19 protein-coding genes are annotated in these 21,090 nt (G+C 66.0%); 4 read left to right on the forward strand and 15 right to left on the reverse strand.

All coding sequences use genetic code 11. The features are described 5' to 3' along the window. Positions 1 to 12: 12 nt before the first annotated feature. The 5 genes from QX034_RS01045 to QX034_RS01065 all read right to left on the reverse strand — a co-directional run bounded on the left by QX034_RS01045 (position 13) and on the right by QX034_RS01065 (position 4,936). Positions 13 to 828 (reverse strand): ABC transporter permease, encoded by an 816-nt coding sequence (locus QX034_RS01045; protein WP_315727915.1) that lies wholly within the window; start codon positions 826 to 828, stop codon positions 13 to 15. Continuing rightward, positions 818 to 1,582, reverse strand: coding sequence for a phosphate ABC transporter ATP-binding protein (locus QX034_RS01050; protein WP_315705679.1), 765 nt, complete (start codon positions 1,580 to 1,582; stop codon positions 818 to 820). Before QX034_RS01050 ends, QX034_RS01045 begins: the two co-directional genes overlap by 11 nt. 371 nt (positions 1,583 to 1,953) lie before the next feature. Further along, positions 1,954 to 2,415 carry a hypothetical protein gene (locus QX034_RS01055; RefSeq protein ID WP_315705678.1) on the reverse strand — a complete coding sequence of 154 codons (462 nt, stop codon included), beginning with the start codon at positions 2,413 to 2,415 and terminating at the stop codon, positions 1,954 to 1,956. 220 nt (positions 2,416 to 2,635) lie between these two features. Then, positions 2,636 to 3,355 (reverse strand): N-acetyltransferase, encoded by a 720-nt coding sequence (locus QX034_RS01060; protein ID WP_316174903.1) that lies wholly within the window; start codon positions 3,353 to 3,355, stop codon positions 2,636 to 2,638. Positions 3,356 to 3,403: 48 nt separating this feature from the next. Further along, the gene (locus QX034_RS01065) at positions 3,404 to 4,936 is read right to left on the reverse strand and encodes an acyl-CoA carboxylase subunit beta (protein WP_315767987.1); all 1,533 of its coding nucleotides are present in this window, start codon (positions 4,934 to 4,936) and stop codon (positions 3,404 to 3,406) included. A 353-nt stretch (positions 4,937 to 5,289) separates the two neighbouring features. Here QX034_RS01065 and QX034_RS01070 point away from each other — a divergent pair, with 353 nt between their 5' ends. Further along, a complete protein-coding gene (locus QX034_RS01070) occupies positions 5,290 to 5,772 on the forward strand; it encodes a hypothetical protein (protein WP_315743241.1) in 483 nt (160 codons plus the stop codon). Between the two features lie 3 nt (positions 5,773 to 5,775). Here QX034_RS01070 and QX034_RS01075 read toward each other — a convergent pair whose 3' ends face one another. The 5 genes from QX034_RS01075 to QX034_RS01095 all read right to left on the reverse strand — a co-directional run bounded on the left by QX034_RS01075 (position 5,776) and on the right by QX034_RS01095 (position 11,043). After that, positions 5,776 to 6,594 carry a penicillin-binding transpeptidase domain-containing protein gene (locus tag QX034_RS01075; protein ID WP_315705674.1) on the reverse strand — a complete coding sequence of 273 codons (819 nt, stop codon included), beginning with the start codon at positions 6,592 to 6,594 and terminating at the stop codon, positions 5,776 to 5,778. Positions 6,595 to 6,730: 136 nt separating this feature from the next. Beyond that, a complete protein-coding gene (locus QX034_RS01080; RefSeq protein ID WP_315705673.1) occupies positions 6,731 to 7,000 on the reverse strand; it encodes an EscU/YscU/HrcU family type III secretion system export apparatus switch protein in 270 nt (89 codons plus the stop codon). Beyond that, on the reverse strand, positions 6,997 to 8,643 hold the full coding sequence (locus QX034_RS01085) for a flagellar hook-length control protein FliK (protein WP_315705672.1): 1,647 nt from the start codon (positions 8,641 to 8,643) through the stop codon (positions 6,997 to 6,999). Before QX034_RS01085 ends, QX034_RS01080 begins: the two co-directional genes overlap by 4 nt. A 57-nt stretch (positions 8,644 to 8,700) precedes the next feature. Next, entirely contained in the window at positions 8,701 to 9,495 is a 795-nt protein-coding gene (locus tag QX034_RS01090; protein WP_315705671.1) for an ATP12 family chaperone protein, read from the reverse strand. A gap of 150 nt (positions 9,496 to 9,645) precedes the next feature. Continuing rightward, entirely contained in the window at positions 9,646 to 11,043 is a 1,398-nt protein-coding gene (locus tag QX034_RS01095; RefSeq protein WP_315767990.1) for an RluA family pseudouridine synthase, read from the reverse strand. 101 nt (positions 11,044 to 11,144) lie between these two features. Here QX034_RS01095 and QX034_RS01100 point away from each other — a divergent pair, with 101 nt between their 5' ends. Then, positions 11,145 to 12,092, forward strand: a complete 948-nt coding sequence (locus tag QX034_RS01100) for an alpha/beta hydrolase (protein WP_315766507.1) — start codon at positions 11,145 to 11,147, stop codon at positions 12,090 to 12,092. Here the strand turns inward: QX034_RS01100 and QX034_RS01105 are convergent, their stop codons facing one another. From QX034_RS01105 to QX034_RS01115, 3 genes are read right to left on the reverse strand one after another with little or no spacing between them, the layout of a single operon-like run. Next, the gene (locus QX034_RS01105) at positions 12,093 to 13,427 is read right to left on the reverse strand and encodes a replication-associated recombination protein A (protein WP_315705668.1); all 1,335 of its coding nucleotides are present in this window, start codon (positions 13,425 to 13,427) and stop codon (positions 12,093 to 12,095) included. Further along, entirely contained in the window at positions 13,424 to 14,818 is a 1,395-nt protein-coding gene (locus QX034_RS01110) for a DegQ family serine endoprotease (protein WP_315705667.1), read from the reverse strand. Before QX034_RS01110 ends, QX034_RS01105 begins: the two co-directional genes overlap by 4 nt. 59 nt (positions 14,819 to 14,877) lie before the next feature. Further along, complete coding sequence (locus QX034_RS01115) at positions 14,878 to 15,255, reverse strand: helix-turn-helix domain-containing protein (RefSeq protein WP_315705666.1); 378 nt, start codon at positions 15,253 to 15,255, stop codon at positions 14,878 to 14,880. A gap of 115 nt (positions 15,256 to 15,370) precedes the next feature. Here QX034_RS01115 and QX034_RS01120 point away from each other — a divergent pair, with 115 nt between their 5' ends. Next, the gene (locus tag QX034_RS01120; protein ID WP_315806511.1) at positions 15,371 to 16,387 is read left to right on the forward strand and encodes a zinc-binding alcohol dehydrogenase family protein; all 1,017 of its coding nucleotides are present in this window, start codon (positions 15,371 to 15,373) and stop codon (positions 16,385 to 16,387) included. A gap of 41 nt (positions 16,388 to 16,428) precedes the next feature. On the opposite strand, the gene QX034_RS01125 is transcribed toward QX034_RS01120, so the two are convergent. After that, positions 16,429 to 17,739 (reverse strand): chloride channel protein, encoded by a 1,311-nt coding sequence (locus QX034_RS01125; RefSeq protein ID WP_315705664.1) that lies wholly within the window; start codon positions 17,737 to 17,739, stop codon positions 16,429 to 16,431. A 111-nt stretch (positions 17,740 to 17,850) separates the two neighbouring features. After that, the gene (locus tag QX034_RS01130) at positions 17,851 to 18,645 is read right to left on the reverse strand and encodes an SDR family oxidoreductase (RefSeq protein WP_315705663.1); all 795 of its coding nucleotides are present in this window, start codon (positions 18,643 to 18,645) and stop codon (positions 17,851 to 17,853) included. A gap of 437 nt (positions 18,646 to 19,082) precedes the next feature. Here QX034_RS01130 and QX034_RS01135 point away from each other — a divergent pair, with 437 nt between their 5' ends. Beyond that, positions 19,083 to 21,077 (forward strand): methyl-accepting chemotaxis protein, encoded by a 1,995-nt coding sequence (locus QX034_RS01135; protein ID WP_315705662.1) that lies wholly within the window; start codon positions 19,083 to 19,085, stop codon positions 21,075 to 21,077. Positions 21,078 to 21,090 lie beyond the last annotated feature (13 nt).

The raw sequence follows: 21,090 nt of genomic DNA on the forward strand, positions 1-21,090 counted from the left end.
CTTGATGGGCGTTCAGGGCCGCGTCGCCGACTCCTCCGCCGGCCGCAACGTGAGCTGAGCCGCGGCGGAAAAGACGCGCCGCCGCATCAGGACGGTGGCGACGAGGCCGGTGATGCCGGACGCGGCCAGGATCATGGCGACGATGATGAACTGATAGATTCCGGCATAGACCGGGCTCACCCCCGAGACCACCATGCCGGCCATCACGCCGGGAATCCACACCAAGCCGAGCGACTTCATCATGTCGAGCCGCGGCAGCAGGCTGGCATAGACCGCGCTTCTGAGATAGGGCGCGACCGTCACCGCAGGCTCGGCGCCGAGCGACAGCGCCGCCTCGATCTGTCCGACATGGGCCGTGATCTCGGCGCGGAAGCGCTCGATCGCCTGCGCACAGGAGTTCATCGCATTGGCGATGATCATGCTGCCCACCGGCACCAGCACGGCGACATCGGAGCGCAGGCTGCCGGTCGCGAGCATCACGGCGAGCACGATTCCGGCGCCCACCGCAATCGACCAGAAGCAGAGCATCAGCGCCCCGCCCATGCCCTTGATGCGGCCGGCCGCGGTGACCGCCGCCGCACCGGTCATCAACAGCAGGATCAGCGTGCCGACCAGCAGGCTGCCATGCAGCAGCACGGTCAGCACGACGCCGACCAGCACCATCTGCACCAGCCCGCGCAGCAGCGACACCGCCGCTTCGCGTTCGACACGGATGGCCTGCCAGCGGCAGAGCAGCACGACGGCTGCACACAGCGCGATGGCGCCGGCGGCCTGCGCAAGCCCGATCATGACGTCATGGCCGATCATATCGCGCAGCTCAGCCAGCATGCAGCACCTCTGCGGTCGGGCCGATCGTCACCAGCCGTGCCTTTTCCATCACCATCGTCCGGTCGGCGAGCCGCTCGGCCTGGGCGCGATTGTGGGTCACGATGATGCAGGTCATGCGCCGCTCGTGCACGATCCCGAGGATCAGTTCCTCGACGCCGCGCACCAAGGCCTCGTCCAGCGCCGAGGTCGGCTCGTCCAGCAGCAGCACTTCGGGCGCGTTCGCAAGCGTGCGCGCCAGCGCCACCCGCTGGGCCTCGCCACCGGAGAGATGGCCGATATCGCGATCGGCAAAGCCGGCAAGGCCAACGCGCTCCAGCAGCGCGGCGATCCTCTCCCGTGGCAGAGCCTCGCCGCGCTGCTGCGGACCGAACGCAATATTGGCGGCGACCGTACCGGGAAACAGATAGGCGGTCTGCATCACCATGCCGACGCGCCGCCGCAACTCCTGCGGGGCCATGCTGCGGCAGTCGGTGCCGTTAAGGAGAACGGCGCCGGAGGTCGGCTCGTCGAGCCGGTTGAGCAGCCGCAGGAATGACGACTTGCCGGCCCCGGAAGGCCCGACCACCGCGACGATCTCGCCGCGTGCGATCTGCACGCTGACGTCATCGACCAGCGTGCGAGTGCCAACCCGACGCGACAGATGGCGGGTTTCGAGCACGATAGCGGCCTCGCGCGGCTGCCCAGCATTCTGATCCGGAGACGACATCGGCGCAGCCGCGCCGCCGAGGTCGCTGGATGAAGCGGCTGTCGTCACGCGACGTCCTTCATTCTGAGGCTTCGGTCAGCGACATCCGCCTGAGCCTCCGATCCGCAAGATCTACAGGACAATATCTGCAAGAAGGGGCTCGCCTCGCCGACGATTACGACGTCGATTATGCACGTGTCGGCACGCAAGGGAACGGCGAGATGCGAGCAGACCTGACTTGCGCTCGCAAGATGCGCGCGGGTTGCGGCGAGAGGACGAGGCCCGGAGTGCCTAGGAGTCCGGGCCTCGTCACCAGAACGCCTCGGCATTGCAAGGCGTTCCGATGCCGCTGAGCGGGTCTGGATCAAGGTGTCTTGAGGTGACCTCAGATGCGCCTGCCGGAACATGCCCGGGCGCATGTCACCGCAGGAAGCAGCCGGTCAGTAGCAGCGCATGATGTTGACGGTCTGCTCGCCGCCACGTCCCGGGACTTTCACCGTCTCCGTCGGACAGCTGGAGACATAGGGGTGATCGGAGGGCGTGACATTGGGCGGAAAGCGATGCGCCCAATCCCACGGAACGTCCTCGGTATAGGTGTAATGCACATCCGCCGGCCCCTGCGGTGGCGGCGGCGGCGCGGACTCCGTGACCGGCGCGCCGTCATAGGGACCGTAGGCGTAGGCACCGGGCCAATAAGCGAAGCCGCGCTGATGATGGCGGAAGCCGCGTGCGCCGTGCACACGAGGTGCAACATGGATCGGAGCGCCTCTTGCGCCGGGCCCCACCCCAACCACGCCGCCGGACCGCGCCGAAGCCGTCTCGACCGGCAGGATCAACGCGGCTGCGCCGAGGCAGGCGAGCAAAGCCCAAGATGTTCGATGAGCCGATGGTCTACGCAACATGGCACGCACCTTACCGCTTGTGACTGACCACCCCCCAGGATCGAAGCTAGGCCGGCAAGCGAGGCACCGCAAACCCGTCGTTAAGGAGTGGTTAACGCGCGAGCTTAGCGCCGACGGAACAGACGCGCCAGGGCACGCGCCCACTTTAGCCAGGCTGAGCCGAGCGCTTGCGGCTGTGCAATCCCGGCCCAAGTCCACGGATGGGGGGCGCGCCCCGCCCTCAATCCGGCAGCGTCTCGCCGGAGCCGCCGAGATCGGCCGGCAGGTCAGCGAATTTCGGCAAGCCGTCCTTCACCGAGATCATCTTGCTCGCGTAGTTCACATGCAGTGTCGGCTGATGGACGAAACCCTGCAGCAGGTTCGCATAGACGTCGGTCAGCCGCATCCGCGGATGCTCGGTCATGAGATGTCCGCCGCAGCGCCGGCAGAACTTGCGGTAGGAATGTTCGGTCTTGTTGAAGGTCCCGATCTCGGCTTCGCCCTTGACGACGCGGACATCGTCCGACCTCCACAGGCTGAACGCATTGATCGGCGCCGCCGACCAGGCCTGACAGTCCCGGCAATGACAATAGCCGGCAAATACAGGCTGGCCGATCGCCTCCACTTCGACTGCACCACAGAAGCAGCTGGCTTTGTAGGCGGCCGTGGTCCTGGGCGCTGCATCTTCCGGCGCAAGGAGATCCTTGTACTCAGGCGTCTTCCGGATCAGGCCACGGATGAAATCGCATTCCACCGACAGCTTGCGCCCCTGCACCCTCACCGCATCGAGCGTGGCACGGCCGAGCTTCGAGCCAACCCCGCGGCCGCCGAGCTCCGGCGGCACCTCGGTGTGCACGAGCGTGATCGCCCCGGGCGATTTCCGGTAGGTAACGAAAGCGGTGATGCCGTCAACATCCTGCTCGAAACGGCTGGCGGCCGCATTGTCGCGAAATTCGCCCATCGTCTGCACTCCTCCCGGATGTGGTGCAGACGTTCGACCGTCTGCGCCTTATAGCGGCAGATTGTCGTGCTTCTTCGCCGGCATTTCCATCTTCTTGTCGCGGAGCATCGCGAGCGCGCGGGCGATGCGGCGGCGGGTCGAGTGCGGCATGATGACGTCGTCGATATAACCGCGCTCGGCGGCGATGAAGGGCGACAGGAAGCGATCCTCATATTCCTTGGTGCGCGTGGCGATCTTGTCGGGATCGGCCATGTCGGCGCGGAAGATGATCTCGACCGCACCCTTGGCGCCCATCACCGCGATCTGCGCGGTCGGCCATGCATAGTTCATGTCGGCGCCGATCTCCTTGGACGCCATGACGTCGAAGGCGCCGCCATAGGCCTTGCGGGTGATGACGGTCACCAGCGGCACCGTGCATTGCGAATACGCGAACAGGAGCTTGGCGCCGTGCTTGATCAACCCACCATATTCCTGCGCCGTGCCCGGCAGGAAACCGGGAACGTCGACGAAGGTCACGATCGGAATGTTGAAGGCGTCGCAGAAGCGGACGAAGCGCGCGGCTTTCCTTGACGCGTCGCTGTCGAGCACGCCCGCCAGCACCATCGGCTGGTTGGCGACGAAGCCGACGGTGCGGCCGGCGATGCGACCGAAGCCGGTGATGATGTTCTTGGCGAACGCCTCCGCGATCTCGAAGAAGTCACCCTCGTCGACGACCTTCAGGATCAGTTCCTTCATGTCGTAGGGCTTGTTCGGATTGTCCGGGATCAGCGTGTCGAGCGACATGTCGACCCGCTCGATATCGTCGAAGCTCGGCCATTCCGGCACGCCGTCGCTGTTGTTGCTGGGCAGGAAGTCGATCAGCCGGCGCATCTGCAACAGCGTCTCGACGTCGTTCTCGAAGGCGCCGTCGGCGATCGAGGAGCGCGTCGCATGCACCGAGGCGCCGCCGAGCTCTTCGGCCGTGACCACTTCGTTGGTGACGGTCTTCACCACATCGGGCCCGGTGACAAACATGTAGCTGGTGTTCTTCACCATGAAGATGAAGTCGGTCATGGCCGGCGAATAGACGTCGCCGCCGGCGCACGGCCCCATGATGACGGAGATCTGCGGGATCACACCCGACGCGATGACGTTGCGGCGGAAGACATAGGAATAGCCGGCGAGCGCCGCGACGCCCTCCTGGATGCGGGCGCCGCCCGCATCATAAAGCCCGATGATCGGCGCCCGCGCCTTCATCGCCATGTCCTGCAGCTTGGTGATCTTCAGCGCATGGGTTTCCGACAGCGAGCCGCCGAACACGGTGAAGTCCTTGGCGAAGACGAAGGTCTTGCGGCCGTTGACGGTACCCCAGCCGGTGACGACGCCGTCGCCCGGCACCTTGGTCTTCTCCATGCCGAACTCGGTCGAGCGATGCTCGACGAACATGTCGAATTCCTCGAAGCTGCCCTTGTCCAAAAGAAGCTCGATACGCTCGCGCGCGGTCAATTTGCCGCGAGCATGCTGCGCCTCGATGCGCTTCTCGCCGCCGCCGAGACGTGCGCCCGCGCGCCGCTTCTCAAGGGTGTCCAGGATGTCCTTCATGCGTCTCCGCCCATTCCGATCTCATGACTGTTGGCGCCGTTCTAACACGGCTATTTCGGAGGCGAAAAGCGGATATCGGGCGTCCTGCCGCAGGTCACCCAGGCAGGAATCGATTGCATAATCATGGTGATGTCCGCCGAAATTCCAGCTGTCTGCGAAGGGGCGGATCGGCCGTAGGCCACCACCGGCCCACGATGGTCCAAATATCAGGACGGATTCGGCTCGCCCGTCAGGGGGCCGATCGGCTCAAGGCAGCAGCCGGATCACGATGGGCGCGCACTTTGCCACCCTCGTGAACCGTTGTGGGATTGCGGCGTTGACGCCTGCTTGCAATGCCGATCAAGGAACCAGCCATGCGCGTCTCTTCCCTCGCGACCACCACGACCGTCTTGACCGCGCTCATCGTCGCGGGCGCAGCGCACGCCGCAATGTCGCCGTTCCGCGCCATAGCGGGCTCCTGGGCCGGCGGCGGCACGCTGAGCATGCAGAACGGCGAGCAGCAGCGGCTGCGCTGCCGGGCCGCCTATGATGTCGGCGGTGACGGTGACCAGCTGCGGCTCAACATCCGCTGCGCCAGCGACAGCTACAATATCGACCTGTCCAGCGAGGTCGCCTATCGCAGCGGAGCAATCTCCGGCCAATGGAGCGAGGCGAGCCACAATGCCACCGGCACCATCGAGGGCCATGCGGCCGGCGAGCGCATCGAGGCACAGGCACGCGGGCAGACCTTCTCGGCCGGGCTCGCACTCACCACGCGCGGCAACCGGCAAGTGATCTCGATCCGGCCCGCCGGCACCGAGGTCACGGATGTGAGCCTGGAGATGCGGCGGCGCTGACACTCAGATCGCGCCGATCTCCGTCAGGCAGGCCTGGGTCAGCGTCATGCGGTCAGCGACGTGACGCTGCTCCGGGCAATCCATGTTGAGCGCGAACACGGTCGGCTGGTCGCCCTTGTCCACCCAGCCGACCATCCAGCCCAGCGAACGCTCGCCGCGCTCGGCGCCGAGCAGGCCGGATTTGAAATGGATCACGGCTTCACCGACCTTGGTGGTCGGGATGATGTCGCGCACCAGATCCTGGCTGCGCTTTGAGACCGGCAGCGTGCCACGCCGCAAGCGGTCGACGAAATCGACCTGTTGCACCGGGTCGATGCGCAAGGCGCCCGTCAGCCAGAACTGATCGATGCCGCCTCCGATGTCGCGATTGCCGTAATCGAGCAGATTGAGATATGTCTGCATCCGCTCGGGGCCGATGCGGCGCGCGATCTCCTGATAGACGGGCACCGCGGACGCTGCGATCGCGCTGCGCATGGTGTGGTCCTTATTCCAGGCCTCGATCGGCCTGACCACGCCGTCCCATTTGAAGACATCCTTGTCGGGGTCTTCGACGACGCCGGTCTCGAGCGCAATCAGCGAATTCGCGATCTTGAAGGTCGAGGCCGGCAGCTTCGCCTCGCCCGAGCGCTCGGCGTCGCTGGCGATGACGAGATAATCCTCGACCTTGTAGCCGACGAAGGTGCCGTTGGTGCCGTCGTCGGTGAAGCGCTTGGCGAGCGACGCGCGGATCTCGCTGCGCTGTGGCGCGACATGCGCAAAGGCGCGGGCGGGCAACAGGCCGGCTGCGGCAATCAGTTGGAGCACATGGCGGCGATGGATCACGCGTAACACCTCGGCAGCTGAACAGGCGGCCCCTTTGGCGACCACATCATGGTGAAACCATGGCGGCCCAAGATGCTCATTAAAGGTGTGCTATCTGTCATCCTCATCGCGTGCCACGCGATCCAGCGAGACGCGGCTAGACCACCCGTCCCGACAGCTTGAGCACGAACACCAGCACCTCCGCGACAGCCTTGTAGAGCTCTTCCGGAATTTCGTCACCGAGTTCGACATTGGAGAGCGCACCGGCGAGCACTTCGTTCTCCTCGATCGGGATGTCGTGCGCCTTGGCGACCTCGATGATCTTGGCCCCGATCGCCCCCTTGCCCTTGGCGACCACGCGCGGGGCGCCGTGGCCCTTGTCATAGTGCAGGGCGACCGCGAGCTGCGTCTTGCTGTCCGTGCTCATGATGCGCGATTCAGGAAATGGCCGGCTTTGGGCGGCGCCACCGGAGGCGGCGCGCCGTCCTGGATGACGATGTCGCCCGGCGACAACTCGGCGCGGGCGAGCGCCTGGCTCAATTCGCCCAGCCCGGCGCGCAAGCGCGCCGATGTCACCGGACGCTCCGCCCACATCCGCACCGAGGTCCGCTCGCCGACCAGGCTGATCAGCGCGTGCACGGGACCGGCCGGCTCGACATCGATCGAGAAGCGCGCGCGCCAGACCCGTTTCGGCGCATCGGACGAGGCACCGCTGCCGTCTCGCGAGATCTCGAACTGCGCCATCGCGGTGCCCTGGCCGGTGGCAAACGGGATCTCGAAATTCCACCGCGGCTGCAACGGATCGGCGTGCGCGCCGGAAGCGTCGGTGCGATCCGGCAACGATGCGATCTGCAACAGCGTCTGCCGCGACAGCGCGGCGTCCGTCTCATCGAGCAGCCGATGCGCGATGGCCGACAGCGGCGCTTCCGAGGCCAGCGATGGCGTCGACACCGGCTGCGGCGTCGGCAGATTGCCGCGGAACGGCGGCGGCGGGGTGCTGGTCCGGACGATCACATCTCCGCCACGGCCGCTCGGGGCCGCGCTGCGCGCCGGCAACGATCCCGCCGCACGCGGGACCTGTTGCTGCGCCTCCTGCAGAAGGGCCAGCACCGTGCCGGGATTGAGCGATTGAGGCTTGGCCTGCGCCAGCGCGCTCGCCAAGGTGGCGCCAAGCGCATTGCCGGGCGCTGGCCCATCCGCCGGTGGACGCCCCGACATGGAGGCTGCCTGCGCGGCCTGCTCAGGTGGGTCCGGCACCAGCGACGGGGCCGGCATCTGCACGAGCTGCGCCGGTGCTTTTGCTGGCTGCGGCGTGGCCGGCCCATAAGGTGTCGTGACCACGCTGGCGCTTGCGCCCGGTGCGACGTCCCCTTCCGTCAGCAGGACGGAGGCGAGGGTCTGCCGCAACACGATCAGTGCCGCCTTGAGGTCCGGCGCGACGCCGCTTGCGACCGGCACGCCCGCCGCAAGCGAGGTTTCCAGAAACAGGCCGGAATTCTGGAACGCCTTCTGGACGTCCTCGCCGCTCAAGCTTTGAGCGAGCGGCATCTGCTGGCCGAGCACCTGGGCGATCGCCGCGCGCAAAGCCGGCGGCAGATTGGGTGAACTGGCGACCGTCGCAAGATCGGCGAACAATTGCCCCTGGCCGCCCTGATGGGTCGCGGCCTCTTCCGTCGCGATCGCGACCGCGATCCGCTCCAATCCGGTCAGCGGGTCTGCCGGGGGCGCCACCACGGGCGCAAGCGGCACGGCGACATCGATCACGGTTGCTGCGGTCGATGCGGCCCCATTCGTTGCGGCCGCTGCTCCGCCCTGCCCGACGATCGCGAGCTGAAGGCCTTGTCCGGATTGGGTGACCGCAACCTGCACGGTCTGCCCCGCCTGCAGCGCCAGGTCGCTGGCAAGCTCCATCGACAGATTGCCGATCGCGACCTGGACCAGGTTCTCCGCCAGCACCTGCTGCACCCTGGCGCTGAGCACGGTGCCGGACTGCAGCGCCGTCCCGGCCGTCGAGGTGCCGACGTTGCGGACGCCGTTCACCGGAGGTGACGGGGTGATACTCAGAACCATGGTACGCGCACTCGAGGTTACGGGTCCGGAGCTTAAGCGGACCCTCTAAACCTCGCGTTAACCGGCATTGTCCCAGGCGCGGTCCAAGGCGCGCAGGATCTCCGCGGCAGCGCCGAAATCGACCTTCCGGGCCGCCCGGCGCGCCAGCGCCTCCTCGTCAGCGCCCCATTGCTCGGCATTCCAATCCTCGTCCACATGGGCCGCAGCCCAGACCTGGTTGGCATCCCGCACGCCATGGAGCAGCGTCAGCGCCAGCAGCGCGGAGCCGGTGATGGTGGTGACCACGTGCGCGGCGGCAATCCGCCAGGGATCGAGCGGCAGCGACGCACGGGCCGCCTCCACGGCGGCATCAGGCTGCAGGACATGCATCACGCCCTCGGCCAGGATGAAATGCGCCCCCAGGCTGTCGCGCGCCCAGGCCAGCACAGGATCCCAATGCTGCGCCTCGCGCTGCACCAGCGCCTCCGGATGACCGGCGCGATAGAACAACAAGTCGGATTGCAGGTACTTGGCGACGTCATCGCGGACGAGTTCGGTGCGGTCGACCACACCCTCGATGACGCTGTTGGCAAATCGGGTCAGCGGCATCGTCATGGGATCGATGGTCTCGGCCTGCGCCTGCCATTCGGCCGCCACTGCATCGGCCAGTTCCTTGACCGGAACGGTGATGATCCGCGCAGACGGGCTGCGGATCGGCCGGTCGTCGAGCGTGATCACGAAGCCGCCGCCCTCGGCCTCCTTTACGCCAGCCTGTTTGTAGAACCGCTTGCGCTGAGGGCTGCGCATGGCTTCGCGCGCCTTCTCCTGCGGATCCGGCGGCGATTGACCAACCTCGTCGAACAATTCCCGCATGCGCACGTGCCTTCAGATCGAAATGAATGAGAGCATCGGATGTTCCCGGCCTTGTGTCTCCTGGCCCCGGCGGCAAGCGCCACATGGCTGCAACGCTGCCGATGGATATCCTGTCAATGTCGTCATCTCGCGCCGAACAGCAAGCGGAGCTTACTCCTCCGGCGCGTTCTCGATCGGATCGAAGCGATCGGCCTCGAGCCCGAGCAGATTCCAGGACTGCAGCATGTGCGGGGGCAACGGTGCGGTCGCGTCGATGACGCCGCCGCGCGGATGCGGGATGACGATGCGCCGCGCCAGCAGATGCAGCCGGTTCTGCAGGCCGCCCGGCAGCGCCCAATTCTCCTTGTTGAAGTATTTGGGATCGCCAACGATCGGATGGCCGATATGGGCCATGTGGGCGCGGAGCTGATGGGTGCGTCCCGTGACCGGCTTCAGCGACACCCAGGCGAGCTTGGTCGCGGAGGCCTCGACCACGGCGTAATAGGTCACCGCATGGCTCGCGCCTTCATCGCCATGCGCGGCGATACGCATGATGGTGTCGTCCTCGCCCTCATCCTTGGCGAGATAGGTCGAGATGCGCCCCTGCTTCGGCTTCGGCACACCGGCCACCAGCGCCCAATAGATCTTGCGCGCCGATCGGCTGCGGAATGCGCCGGTCAGATGCGTCGCGGCAAAGCGGGTCTTGGCGATCAACAGGCAGCCGGAAGTCTCGCGGTCGATGCGATGCACCAGCCGCGGCTTCTGGCCCTTGGCATCGCGCATCACCTCCAGCATCTGGTCGATGTGACGCGTCATGCCGGAGCCGCCCTGCACTGCGAGCCCTGCCGGCTTGTTGAGGACGAGCACGTCGTCGTCCTCGTAGAGCGTCATCGCCTTCAGGCTTTCCAGCGTCTTCCGCTCGGCCTCGGACAATGCGCCGCGATCTTTCGGCGCATCGAGCTTGAGCGGCGGGATGCGCACGCTCTGCCCCTCCTCCAGCCGATCCTTGCTGTCGGCGCGCTTGCCGTCGACCCTGAGCTCGCCTTTGCGGACGATGCGCTGGATGTGGGAGAACGACAGGCCGGGAAAACGCGCCTCGAGGAAGCGGTCGACCCGCATGTTGTTCTCGTCGGCGGTCACCACGACGGTCTGCACCTTCGTCGGCAAGGGCTGCGCTTCCGGTTCAGGCTTGCGCGTAACCGGCTCCGCAGCAGCCCGCCGCTCCGTTCGCTCGAAGGCCGGCCGCGCCGGCTTGCCGGCGGGACGTTTGAGCGAGGGACGCTCACGCGAGCGCCGCTCCTCGCTAAAATCCTTCCGGCTATCCTTGCGACTGATTTTGCGCTCATCCTTGCGCTCGCCGCGCGGCGCGCGGTCCCGATCGCTCCTGGTCTCATTGCGAAGACCTGCGACGCGTTCGCTCTTGAAGCGATCGCTGCTCGGATTGTCCCGGCTTGGACGATCGCCCTTGTCGCGATCGCCGGTGGGGCGATGTATCCTCGCGCGCGCATCCTTGTGACGCGCAGCCGGACGATCTGATCGGGTCTCTGTTCGCTTGATGCGGCGGCTCATGGATGCTGGGTACCCCAAAAGCCCCTGTCAGTCACGGCGGAATCACGATAAATCCGCCTGAAATCGGGCTTTGTAGGCTGCAGAGGCGAGGAACGAATCGGATGAGACGGATCAAGCCGGCGCTGATGCTTGCTGCGGCGTGGCTGGCGATGACGCCTGCCCAGGCCCAGCAGACCCCTATGCCGGACGACATCGCCTGGAAGCTGATCGAGATCGGCCGCGTGATCGATCCGTCGAAGACGGCTGCGATCTACGCTCCGCTGCAGCAGAAGGAGCCGTATACCGGCGTCAAGGTGCAGCGGGATATCCGGTACGGTCCGGCCGAACGCAATCTGCTCGACGTCTTCACGCCGGAGTACGGCGCGTCGTCGCACCCGATCCTGATCTTCGTGCATGGCGGCGCTTTCATCGCCGGTAACAAGCGCACGACGCCGGACAGCCCATTCTACGACAACGTCATGCTGTGGGCCGCCAAGAACGGTTTCGTCGGCGTCAACATGACCTACCGCCTGGCGCCGAAATGGCCGTGGCCGGCCGGCGTCGAGGACGTCGCCAGCGCCGTGCAATGGGTTGGCGCGAACGCGGCACAGAATGGCGGGGATCCCTCGCGCGTGTTCCTGATGGGGCATTCGGCGGGCGCGGTGCATGTCGCGACCTATGTCGCGCATCCCGAGTTTCACAAGATTCAGGGCGGCGGCCTTGCCGGCGCCATCATGGTCTCCGGCATCTACGATCTCACGGCCTCGCCACTGGGCGACAAGGAGATGGCCTATTTCGGCACCGATCCCTCGCGCTTTCAGGAGCGCTCGTCGCTGCAGGGCTTGCAGGCGTCCAGCCTGCCGCTGATGATCGCCTCCGCCGAACTCGACCCGCCGCGCTTCGTCGAGCAGTTCGATCTCCTGAAACAGGCGGCATGCAAGCGCCCGGCCGGCTGTGCGCACGCGGTGATGCTGCCGCAGCACAGCCATATGTCGGAGGCCTATTCGATCAACACCGAGGATGACCGGCTGACGCGCGAGATATTGGAGTTCGTGCGGACGGGAAAATAGCTAGATGCCGCCGCGCTCCTTGCGCAGCTTGGCCCAATAGTCGAGCCGCTTCCTGATCTCGCGCTCGAAGCCGCGCTCCGGCGGATCGTAGAACTGCTGCCGACCCAGGCTTTCCGGAAAATAGTCCTGGCCGGAGAAGGCATCTGGCGCGTCGTGATCATACTGATAGCCGGTGCCGTAGCCTTCGTTCTGCATCAGCTTGGTCGGCGCGTTCAGGATGTGCTTGGGCGGCAGCAGCGAACCGCCCTCCTTTGCCACCCGCTTGGCCGCACCGAACGCCTTGTAGGCCGCATTCGACTTCGGCGCGGTCGCGACATAGATCACGGCCTGCGCGATCGCGAGCTCGCCCTCGGGCGAGCCCAGGAAATCGTAGGCATCCTTGGCCGCATTGGCGATCACCAGCGCCTGCGGATCGGCGAGGCCAATGTCTTCCACCGCCATGCGCACGATGCGCCGCGCCAGGAACAGCGGGTCCTCGCCGGCATCGAGCATCCGCGCGAAATAATACAGCGCGGCATCGGGATCGGAGCCGCGCACCGACTTATGCAGCGCGGAGATCAGGTTGTAATGGCCGTCGGCGGATTTGTCGTAGATCGGCGCGCGGCGCTGCAAGATGTCCTGCAGCTGCACGGCATTGAAGATCTCGTCCTTGCGCGCGGAGCGCCAGACCTCTTCGGCGAGCGTCAGCGCGGCGCGGCCGTCGCCATCGGCCATGCGGATCAGCACGGCACGAGCTTCCGGATCGAGCGGCAGCTTGCGGCCTTCGACCGCTTCCGCATTGGCGTAGAGCTTTTCGATCGCGGCCGCATCGAGCGAATGAAATACCAGCACACGCGCGCGCGACAGCAACGCGGCGTTGAGCTCGAAGGATGGATTCTCGGTGGTGGCGCCGACCAGCACCACGGTGCCGTCTTCCATCACGGGCAGAAAGGAATCCTGCTGCGCGCGGTTGAAGCGGTGCACCTCGTCCACGAAGAGCAGCGTGCCCTTGCCGGTCTCGCGGCGCGCACGCGCGGCGTCGAACACCTTCTTCAGGTCGGCGACGCCGGAGAACACTGCCGAGATCTGCTCGAAATGCAGCTCGGTCGCGTCGGCCAACAGCCGCGCGACCGTGGTCTTGCCGGTGCCCGGCGGCCCCCAGAAGATCAGGGAGCCGAGCGTGCGCGTCTCCAGCATGCGCGTCAGTGCGCCGTCGGGGCCGAGGATGTGATCCTGGCCCACCACGTCGGAGAGCTTGTGCGGCCGCAACTTCTCCGGAAGCGGACGGGGCGCATCCTGCTCCAGCCCCGCGGCGGCGAAGAGACTTGGTCCCTGTTGTGGGCGCTTCGCGCTCATCCGCCGAGCGTGACGTTGATCTGTTGGCCGCCGCGCAGGAGCGTGATGCGCCAGACCCGAGCAGCGTCACGGGAGGCCTTTTCGAGCTCCGTCGTCTTGGCGATGCGCTGGTTGTTCACGGCCATGATGATGTCGCCCTTCTGGAAGCCGACATTGGCTGCCGCCGTGCCGTCGCCCGGCTCGACAATGACGACGCCTTCGGTATCGGCATCCAGATGCAGCTCGTCAGCGAGCGCAGGCGAGACGTTGGCGACGCGCGCGCCCTGGAACGGCGAGCGGCCACTGATGACGATCTCGTTGCGGCCGCCATCGGGCGCAGTCTCCAGCGGCATCGCCAGCTTCACCGGCTTGCCCGCGCGCTGCACCTCGACATCGGCGGTGCCGCCCAGCGGACGGGTGGCAAAACGATAGTCGAAGGCGTTGGGGTCCTCGACGGCCTGGCCGTCGATCGCCGTGATCAGATCCGAGGCTTTCAATCCCGCGCGGGCCGCCGGGCTGTTCGGCACCACGCTGGCGACCAGCGCACCGGTCGGCGAGCGCAAGCCCAAGCTGTCGGCGATCTCAGGCGTCACCGCCTGCAGCTTTGCCCCGAGCCACGGACGCTTCACCGCCTTGCCGCCGCTCTTGGCCGAGGCGACGACGACGCGCACCATGTTGGCCGGAATGGCGAAGCCGATGCCCTGCGAGCCGCCGGAGCGCGAATAGATCGCGGTGTTGATGCCGGCGAGCCGCCCGGTCATGTCGACCAGCGCGCCGCCGGAATTGCCGGGATTGATCGGCGCATCGGTCTGAATGAAGAACTGATAATCGGTGATGCCGACCTGCGTCCGCGCCAGCGCCGAGATGATGCCGTGCGTCACGGTCTGGCCGACGCCGAACGGGTTGCCGATCGCGAGCACGACGTCGCCGACCATCAGCTCGTCCGAATTGGCGAAATCGAGCGTCGGGAACTTCTCTTTCACGTTCTTGAGCTTCAGCACCGCGAGATCGCTGCGGGTGTCCTTGAGCACGATCTCGGCCTCGAACTCGCGCTTGTCCGACAGCGAGACCTTCACCTCGTCGGCGCCCTCGATCACGTGCACGTTGGTGACGACGAGGCCGGACGGATCGACCATCACGCCGGAGCCGAGCGAGCGCTGCATCTGCTCCTGCTGGCCTCCCTGCAGCCCGAAAAATTTGCGGAAGATCGGGTCATCCAGGAACGGGTTGTGGTTCTGCACCATCTTGGCGGCGTAGACGTTGACCACCGCGGGCTGCACCCGTTGTACGATCGGCGCGTAGGACAGCCTCAGTTCGGCCGGCGAGGACGGCACGCGGCGGTCCTGCGCCAGCGCGGGAGCCGCAGCCAAGACCGAGAGCAGCAGCGCGGCGAAAGTTCTGATCAACGTCATTCGGCGAATCCTGGAATTGAATGCCTTCGATATAGGCGGAACGTGAGGGACGGCCAAGCTTAGGCCGCGGGATGAGGCGTTTTGACGGTGTCGTGAACGGGCCCGCAGGACAGCCGTTCCTGATGGCTCTCACCCCAGGCCTTGAGGATGTCGATGACCGGCCGCAGGCTCTCGCCGACCTCGGACAGACGGTATTCGACCCGCGGCGGCACCTCCGCATAGACCGTCCGGATGATCAGCTTGTCCTCCTCCAGCGCGCGGAGCTGCTTGGTCAGCATGCGCTGGGTGATCCCAGGCATCCGCCGCCGCAGCTCGCCGAAGCGCTGGCTGCCCTCCTGCAGGTGGTAGAGGATCACCCCCTTCCACTTGCCGTCGATCAGATCGAGCGTAGCCTCCACCGCGCAGCCGGGCCTGCGTTCAAAATCGCGCCGTTTCACCGAGACTTCCCCAATAGTATCCAAACAGGGACTAGTTCCCTATTTTTACAGTACTTGCGTATTCAGCGCCAGCAGGAGAGGAAGCGCGCACGCGCCATTCAAACGGAGGTTCACGATGAAGGCCGTCGGTTACAAGAAATCCCTGCCGATCGAGGATGCGAACGCCCTGATCGATGTCGAAATCGCCAAGCCCGAGCCCAAGGGGCGCGACCTCCGGGTCGCGGTGAAGGCGGTCTCGGTCAATCCGGTCGATACCAAGGTGCGCAAGCGTGCCGCTCCGCCCGAGGGGGAGATCAAGATCCTCGGCTACGACGCGACGGGCGTGGTCGAGGCGGTCGGCCCCGAGGTCACGCTGTTCAAGCCGGGCGACGAGGTGGCCTATGCCGGCTCGATCCAGCGCCAGGGCACCAATTCCGAATTCCACCTGGTCGACGAGCGCATCGTCGGCCGCAAGCCCAAGAGCCTGTCCTTTGCCGAGGCCGCCGCTCTGCCGCTGACCTCGATCACGGCCTGGGAGCTGCTGTTCGACCGGCTCGGCGCCGTCCCTGGCAAGAGCCTGGACCCGCGCACGCTGCTGATCACCGGCGGCGCCGGCGGCGTCGGCTCGATCCTGATCCAGCTCGCGCGCCGTCTCACCGGCCTCACCGTGCTCGCCACCGCGACCCGGCCGGAATCGCGCGACTGGTGCCTGTCGCTCGGCGCGCATGCGGTGATCGATCACAACAAGTCGCTGAAGGAGCAGATCGAGGCCTTGAAGCTGCCGCCGGTCGAACTCGTCGCGAGCCTGACCCACACCGAGCAGCACTACAAGCCAATCGTCGATTTCATGGCCCCGCAGGGCAAGTTCGGCCTGATCGACGATCCGGCCGAGTTTGCCGCCACCACCTTCAAGGGCAAGGCGATCTCGATCCATTGGGAATCGATGTTCACGCGCTCCTCGTTCACGACGCCCGACATCATCGCCCAGCACAACCTGCTGAACGACGTCGCCGACCTGATCGACAAGGGTGTGATCCGCACCACGCTCGGCGAGCATTACGGCACCATCAACGCCGCCAATCTCAAGCGTGCGCACGCCCTGATCGAGAGCAACAAGGCGCGCGGCAAGATCGTGCTGGAGGGGTGGGCGTAAGCCGGCAAAGCTCTGCAGGGTGGGCCGCCCGGCCTGCATCATCACGACTTCGATGCAGCCGCCTCTTCCGCCTTCGCCACGAAGCCCTTGGCGAGCGCGTGATAGAGCCCCTCCTCGCAGATCAGCCGCGAGGTGCCGTAGGCGATCAGCGAGGCCATCATGACCGGCACCACCATCGCGTGGTTGTCGGTCATCTCGGTGACGATGACGAAGGCGGTAATCGGCGCCTGCACGACGCCGGCGAAATAGGACACCATGCCGAGCAGCATGATCGGCGCCAGCGGCGTATCGTGAAACAGCGAGGCGACATTGGCGCCGAGCCCGGCTCCGACCGCCAGCGACGGCGCGAAGATGCCGCCGGGAATGCCGCTGATCGCGGCAAAGGTGGTGGCGAGGAATTTCAACACGCCGAAATTCTGCGGCAGCGGCGTGCCGGTCTCCAGCGCCGACTTCACCTGCGCGTAGCCGGTGCCATAGATCATGTCGCCCGAGACCAGCCCGCACAGCGCAACCGCGAGGCCGCACACCAGCGAGAACGCCAGCGGATAGCCCTTGATCGTTCGACCAACAGCCCCAGGCAGCCCCCGCGCCATCGTGATCAGGATGCGGCTGAACAGCCCGCCCATGGCGCCGCCCACGACTCCGCAAAGCGGGATCGCCAGCCAATCGATGCCCTTGCCGAGCGCGATCGGGGTCGAGCCGAAATAGGTGTAATTGCCCATCAACGCCAGCGAGGTGAGACCGGCGGCAATGACCGTCGCGATGACGAGGCTCGAGGTTCGGGTCTCGTAGGCGCGGCTCATCTCCTCGATCCCGAACACGATGCCGGCGAGCGGGGTGTTGAACGCGGCGGCGACGCCCGCCGCCGCACCCGCCAGGATCAGGCCCGGCTGTCGCCGCGGCGACAACCGGCCGAGTGCGAACATGATGGAGGCGCCGATCTGCACGGTCGGACCTTCACGGCCGACCGAGGCGCCGCATAACAGACCCAACAGCGTCAGAACGATCTTGCCGATCGCGATACGGATCGAGACCAGCGGACTGCGCGCGCTGGTGTCGGACAGGTGCCGTGCCGCGATGGCCTGCGGAATGCCGCTCCCTTGCGCATTGGGGAAGAAGCGCCGGGTGAGATACACCGACAGCGCAAAGCCTGCCGGCGTCACGACCAGCGCGGCGTAGCGAGAGAACGACAGCAGCCAGTTGAAGGCGAGTTGGGCCTGGTCGGCGAGTTTTGCCAGCGCCACCGCCGCGGCGCCGACAACGAGGCCGCCGGCGAGAAAGATCGCGCGCCGCTGCCAGCGCGCCGAGGTCAGCTTCAGCCACCGCTTCCGGCGGCGAGAGATCATGGTCATCAAGCAAGATTCGGTTCAAGGGACGGGTATCCCGGCGCCCTACCCTCGACGAAAATCCGGCGGCGGTCCAGTGCGGCCACGGACCCGACAGGCCGCCGGCGGAAGCATGCGCTATGCGATCGTATCGATGATGCCGCCTTCGACCCGCAGCGCGGCGCCATTGGTCGCGGAGGCTTCTTTCGAGGCCGCATAGACCACCATGTTGGCGACCTCATCGACCCCGGCAAAGCGCTGCAGCAGCGAGCCCGGGCGGTGCTGCTTGACGAAGGAGGATGCGGCCTCGTCTTCCGATTGACCGTTCTGGCGCGCGAGGTCCTTCACGAAGCTCTCGACGCCTTCGGACATCGTGGGTCCGGGGAGAACCGCATTGACGGTCACGCCGGTGCCGCGCGTCAGCTTGGCGAGCCCGCGCGAGATCGCAAGCTGCGCGGTCTTGGTCATGCCGTAATGGACCATCTCGGTCGGGATGTTCAGCGCCGACTCCGAGGAAATGAAAATGACGCGCCCCCAATTGCGCTTCAGCATGCCCTGCATGTAAGCGCGGGCCATCCGCACGCCCGACATCACGTTGACCTCGAAGAAGCGGCTCCAGTCCTCGTCGGGAGTCTCGAAAAAGTCCTTCGGCTCGAAGATGCCGGCATTATTGATGAGAATGTCGACCTCCGGCAGCGCCGTGACGATCTCGTTGCAGCCTGCGACGGTCGCGACGTCGCCAGCGACGCCGCGAACCTTGGCGTCCGAATGCGCGGCCTTGAGCTTGGCAACCGCCGCATCGACGCGATCCCGGCTGCGGCCGTTCAGGACCACCTCCGCGCCCGAACCCGCCAGGCCCTTGGCGATTGCAAAGCCGATGCCGGCAGTGGACCCCGTCACCAGAGCGGTTTTTCCGGAAAGATCGATCTTCATTCAAAATCTCCTCATGTGCGGACGATGTCGGCATCGTGAGATCGAGTCGCAATTACAGCTCACTCATCTGTGAAGCAGGCCTATCGAGACTGACAATCGCACGACGGAAATAACGGCGCGACACCGGCGCGGCGCGTTCATCGCTCTCGGCTCATTGGAGAAACGACGTTCACGACACCTCAATCGCCTTCAACGCGAACGTCGATCCGTCGCGAGCGGCAACTACAAGGACGCGCGCACAGAAGGTCATGAATTCGTCACATGCGACATAGAGCCCTCCCTACCTAATTACTTCACGAATTCTCAACCCCTGCTCGCTAGGCCGTGCGCGCAAAAGGACCGGCGGCTTCAGCGATGCGCATCGCAGACTGCTGCCTCAAACAACAACAAAGTCCCCCACATACTGGCGTCGGACCTTCTCGACAGGAATGCAGGACATGTTTGCGATCGCTCATCCCGACAGCCGAACTTCGAAGATCCTGCGCCGTCTACGCCCAAGTCTGAAGACCCAGATCGCGATGCTCGGCATCTCCGGCGTGCTGGTCGTCAGCGCCACCTGCCTCGGCGGCCTGGATCATGCCGCGCGAATTCAACGCGTGTCGGACGACAGCATGCGATTTGAAGCGGAACTAGCCTCGCTCTCGGATGGATTTCTGGAGTCGCAACAGCTCACCGCGCGCTTTCTTCGCACCCATGACGAAGGACTGATCAAGAAGCACACCGACCGCATCGCGAAGGAACTGCAGGCGCTGGAGACGATCGAGGCTTATGCGGCGGCGGCGCCGGATGGCGATCCCGTCAAGCAGATCGGCGCGCTACGCAGCGGCATCAATCTCTACGCGACGCGCTTCCAGAACATCGTCGGAGCTCAGCGCATCCTTGGATTGAGCGAAAGCGACGGATTGCAGGGCAAGCTGAGCACTGCCGTGCGGCAGCTCGAAGCGAAGCTCGCCGACGTCGACGAGCCGCGGTTGCGCGTGCTGATGCTTTCGATGCGCCAGCACGAAAAGGATTTCATGCTGCGCGGCGAGGAGAAATTCGGCGATCAGCTCAATGAACGCGAGAGCGAGTTCGAGACTGCGCTTGCCGCGACCACCTTAGGCGCCGGCGCCAAGTCCGACATCGTGGCGCTGGCGCGCGGCTACAAATCGGCCTTCGCCGGCGTCATGGTCTCGCGCCAGACGCTTGCCGACCAGGTGGAAGACCTGGAACAGATCTACGACCGCACCCGGCCGGCCTTCGTCAAGGCGGCGGCGGCCGCGTCCGCGCGCTCGCAGGCCGCCGAGCGCAAGGCCGAGGATTTCAGGCAGATGCTGACCTGGGTCACCGCGATCACCGCGTTGACGCTTGCGCTGCTCGCCGTGTTGTTCGGCCGGCGCGTCGCCGGATTGATCAGCCGAATGAGTGCCGCCATGCATGAACTCGCCGCCGGCCGCTTCGATGTGGTCCTGCCCGGACTCGAGCGCAGCGACGAAATCGGCGAGATGGCGCGCGCCGTCGAAACCTTCAAGCGCAAGGCCGAGGAGAAGGCTCGTTTCGAGCTCGAGGCGCGGCTGCAGGAGGACCGTCGCGCCGCCGAGCGGCACAAGGCCGAACTTGCGACGCTGGCGGCCGCTTTCGAAGCCGCGGCAGGCAAGGTGATCGAGCAGGTCTCGTCCGCCTCGGAGCAGCTCGCGACATCAGCGCATAGCCTGACCGATACCGTGCATCACACGCAGGCGCTGTCCACCGCCGTTGCGACCGCGTCCGAGGAAGCCTCGGCCAACGTCCAGCACGTGGCCGCCACGACCGAGCAGATGATGATGTCCGCCTCCGAGATCGGACGGCGGGTCGAGGAGTCCGCTTCGATCGCCCGGGAGGCCGTACAGCAGGCCAAGCAGACTGACGATCATATGGGTCAGCTGGCGTCGGCGGCCGAGCGAATCGGCAGCGTCATCCAGTTGATCGCGGCGATCGCACAGCAGACCAACCTGCTGGCGCTGAATGCGACGATCGAGGCCGCCCGAGCCGGCGAAACCGGCGCCGGCTTCGCCGTTGTTGCGCAGGAGGTGAAGACGCTGGCCAAGCAGACCGCCGATGCGACCGCGGAAATCCGCGAGCAGATCGCCGGCATCCAGACCGCGACCAAGGAATCGGTCGGTGCGATCAGCGGAATCGTCGGCACCATCGGCCGCATCTCCGAGATCGCATCCACGGTCGCGACCGCGATCGAGGAGCAAGGCTGCGCCATCCGCGACATCGCCCGGAACATCCAGGGTGCGTCGGAGCGGACCTCCCAGGTCGCAGGCAGCATCGGCGAAGTGACCAAGGGCGCGTCCAAGACAGGCGAGGCGTCCGCGCACGTCCTCAACGCCGCGACGCTGCTCAGCGAGGGCAACGACCGTCTCCGGCATGAGCTCGACAGCTTCATCGCCACCGTTCGCGCCGGCTGAGGCGCAAAAAAAA

Source organism: Bradyrhizobium sp. SZCCHNR3119, from assembly GCF_032487775.1.
Lineage (GTDB): Bacteria > Pseudomonadota > Alphaproteobacteria > Rhizobiales > Xanthobacteraceae > Bradyrhizobium.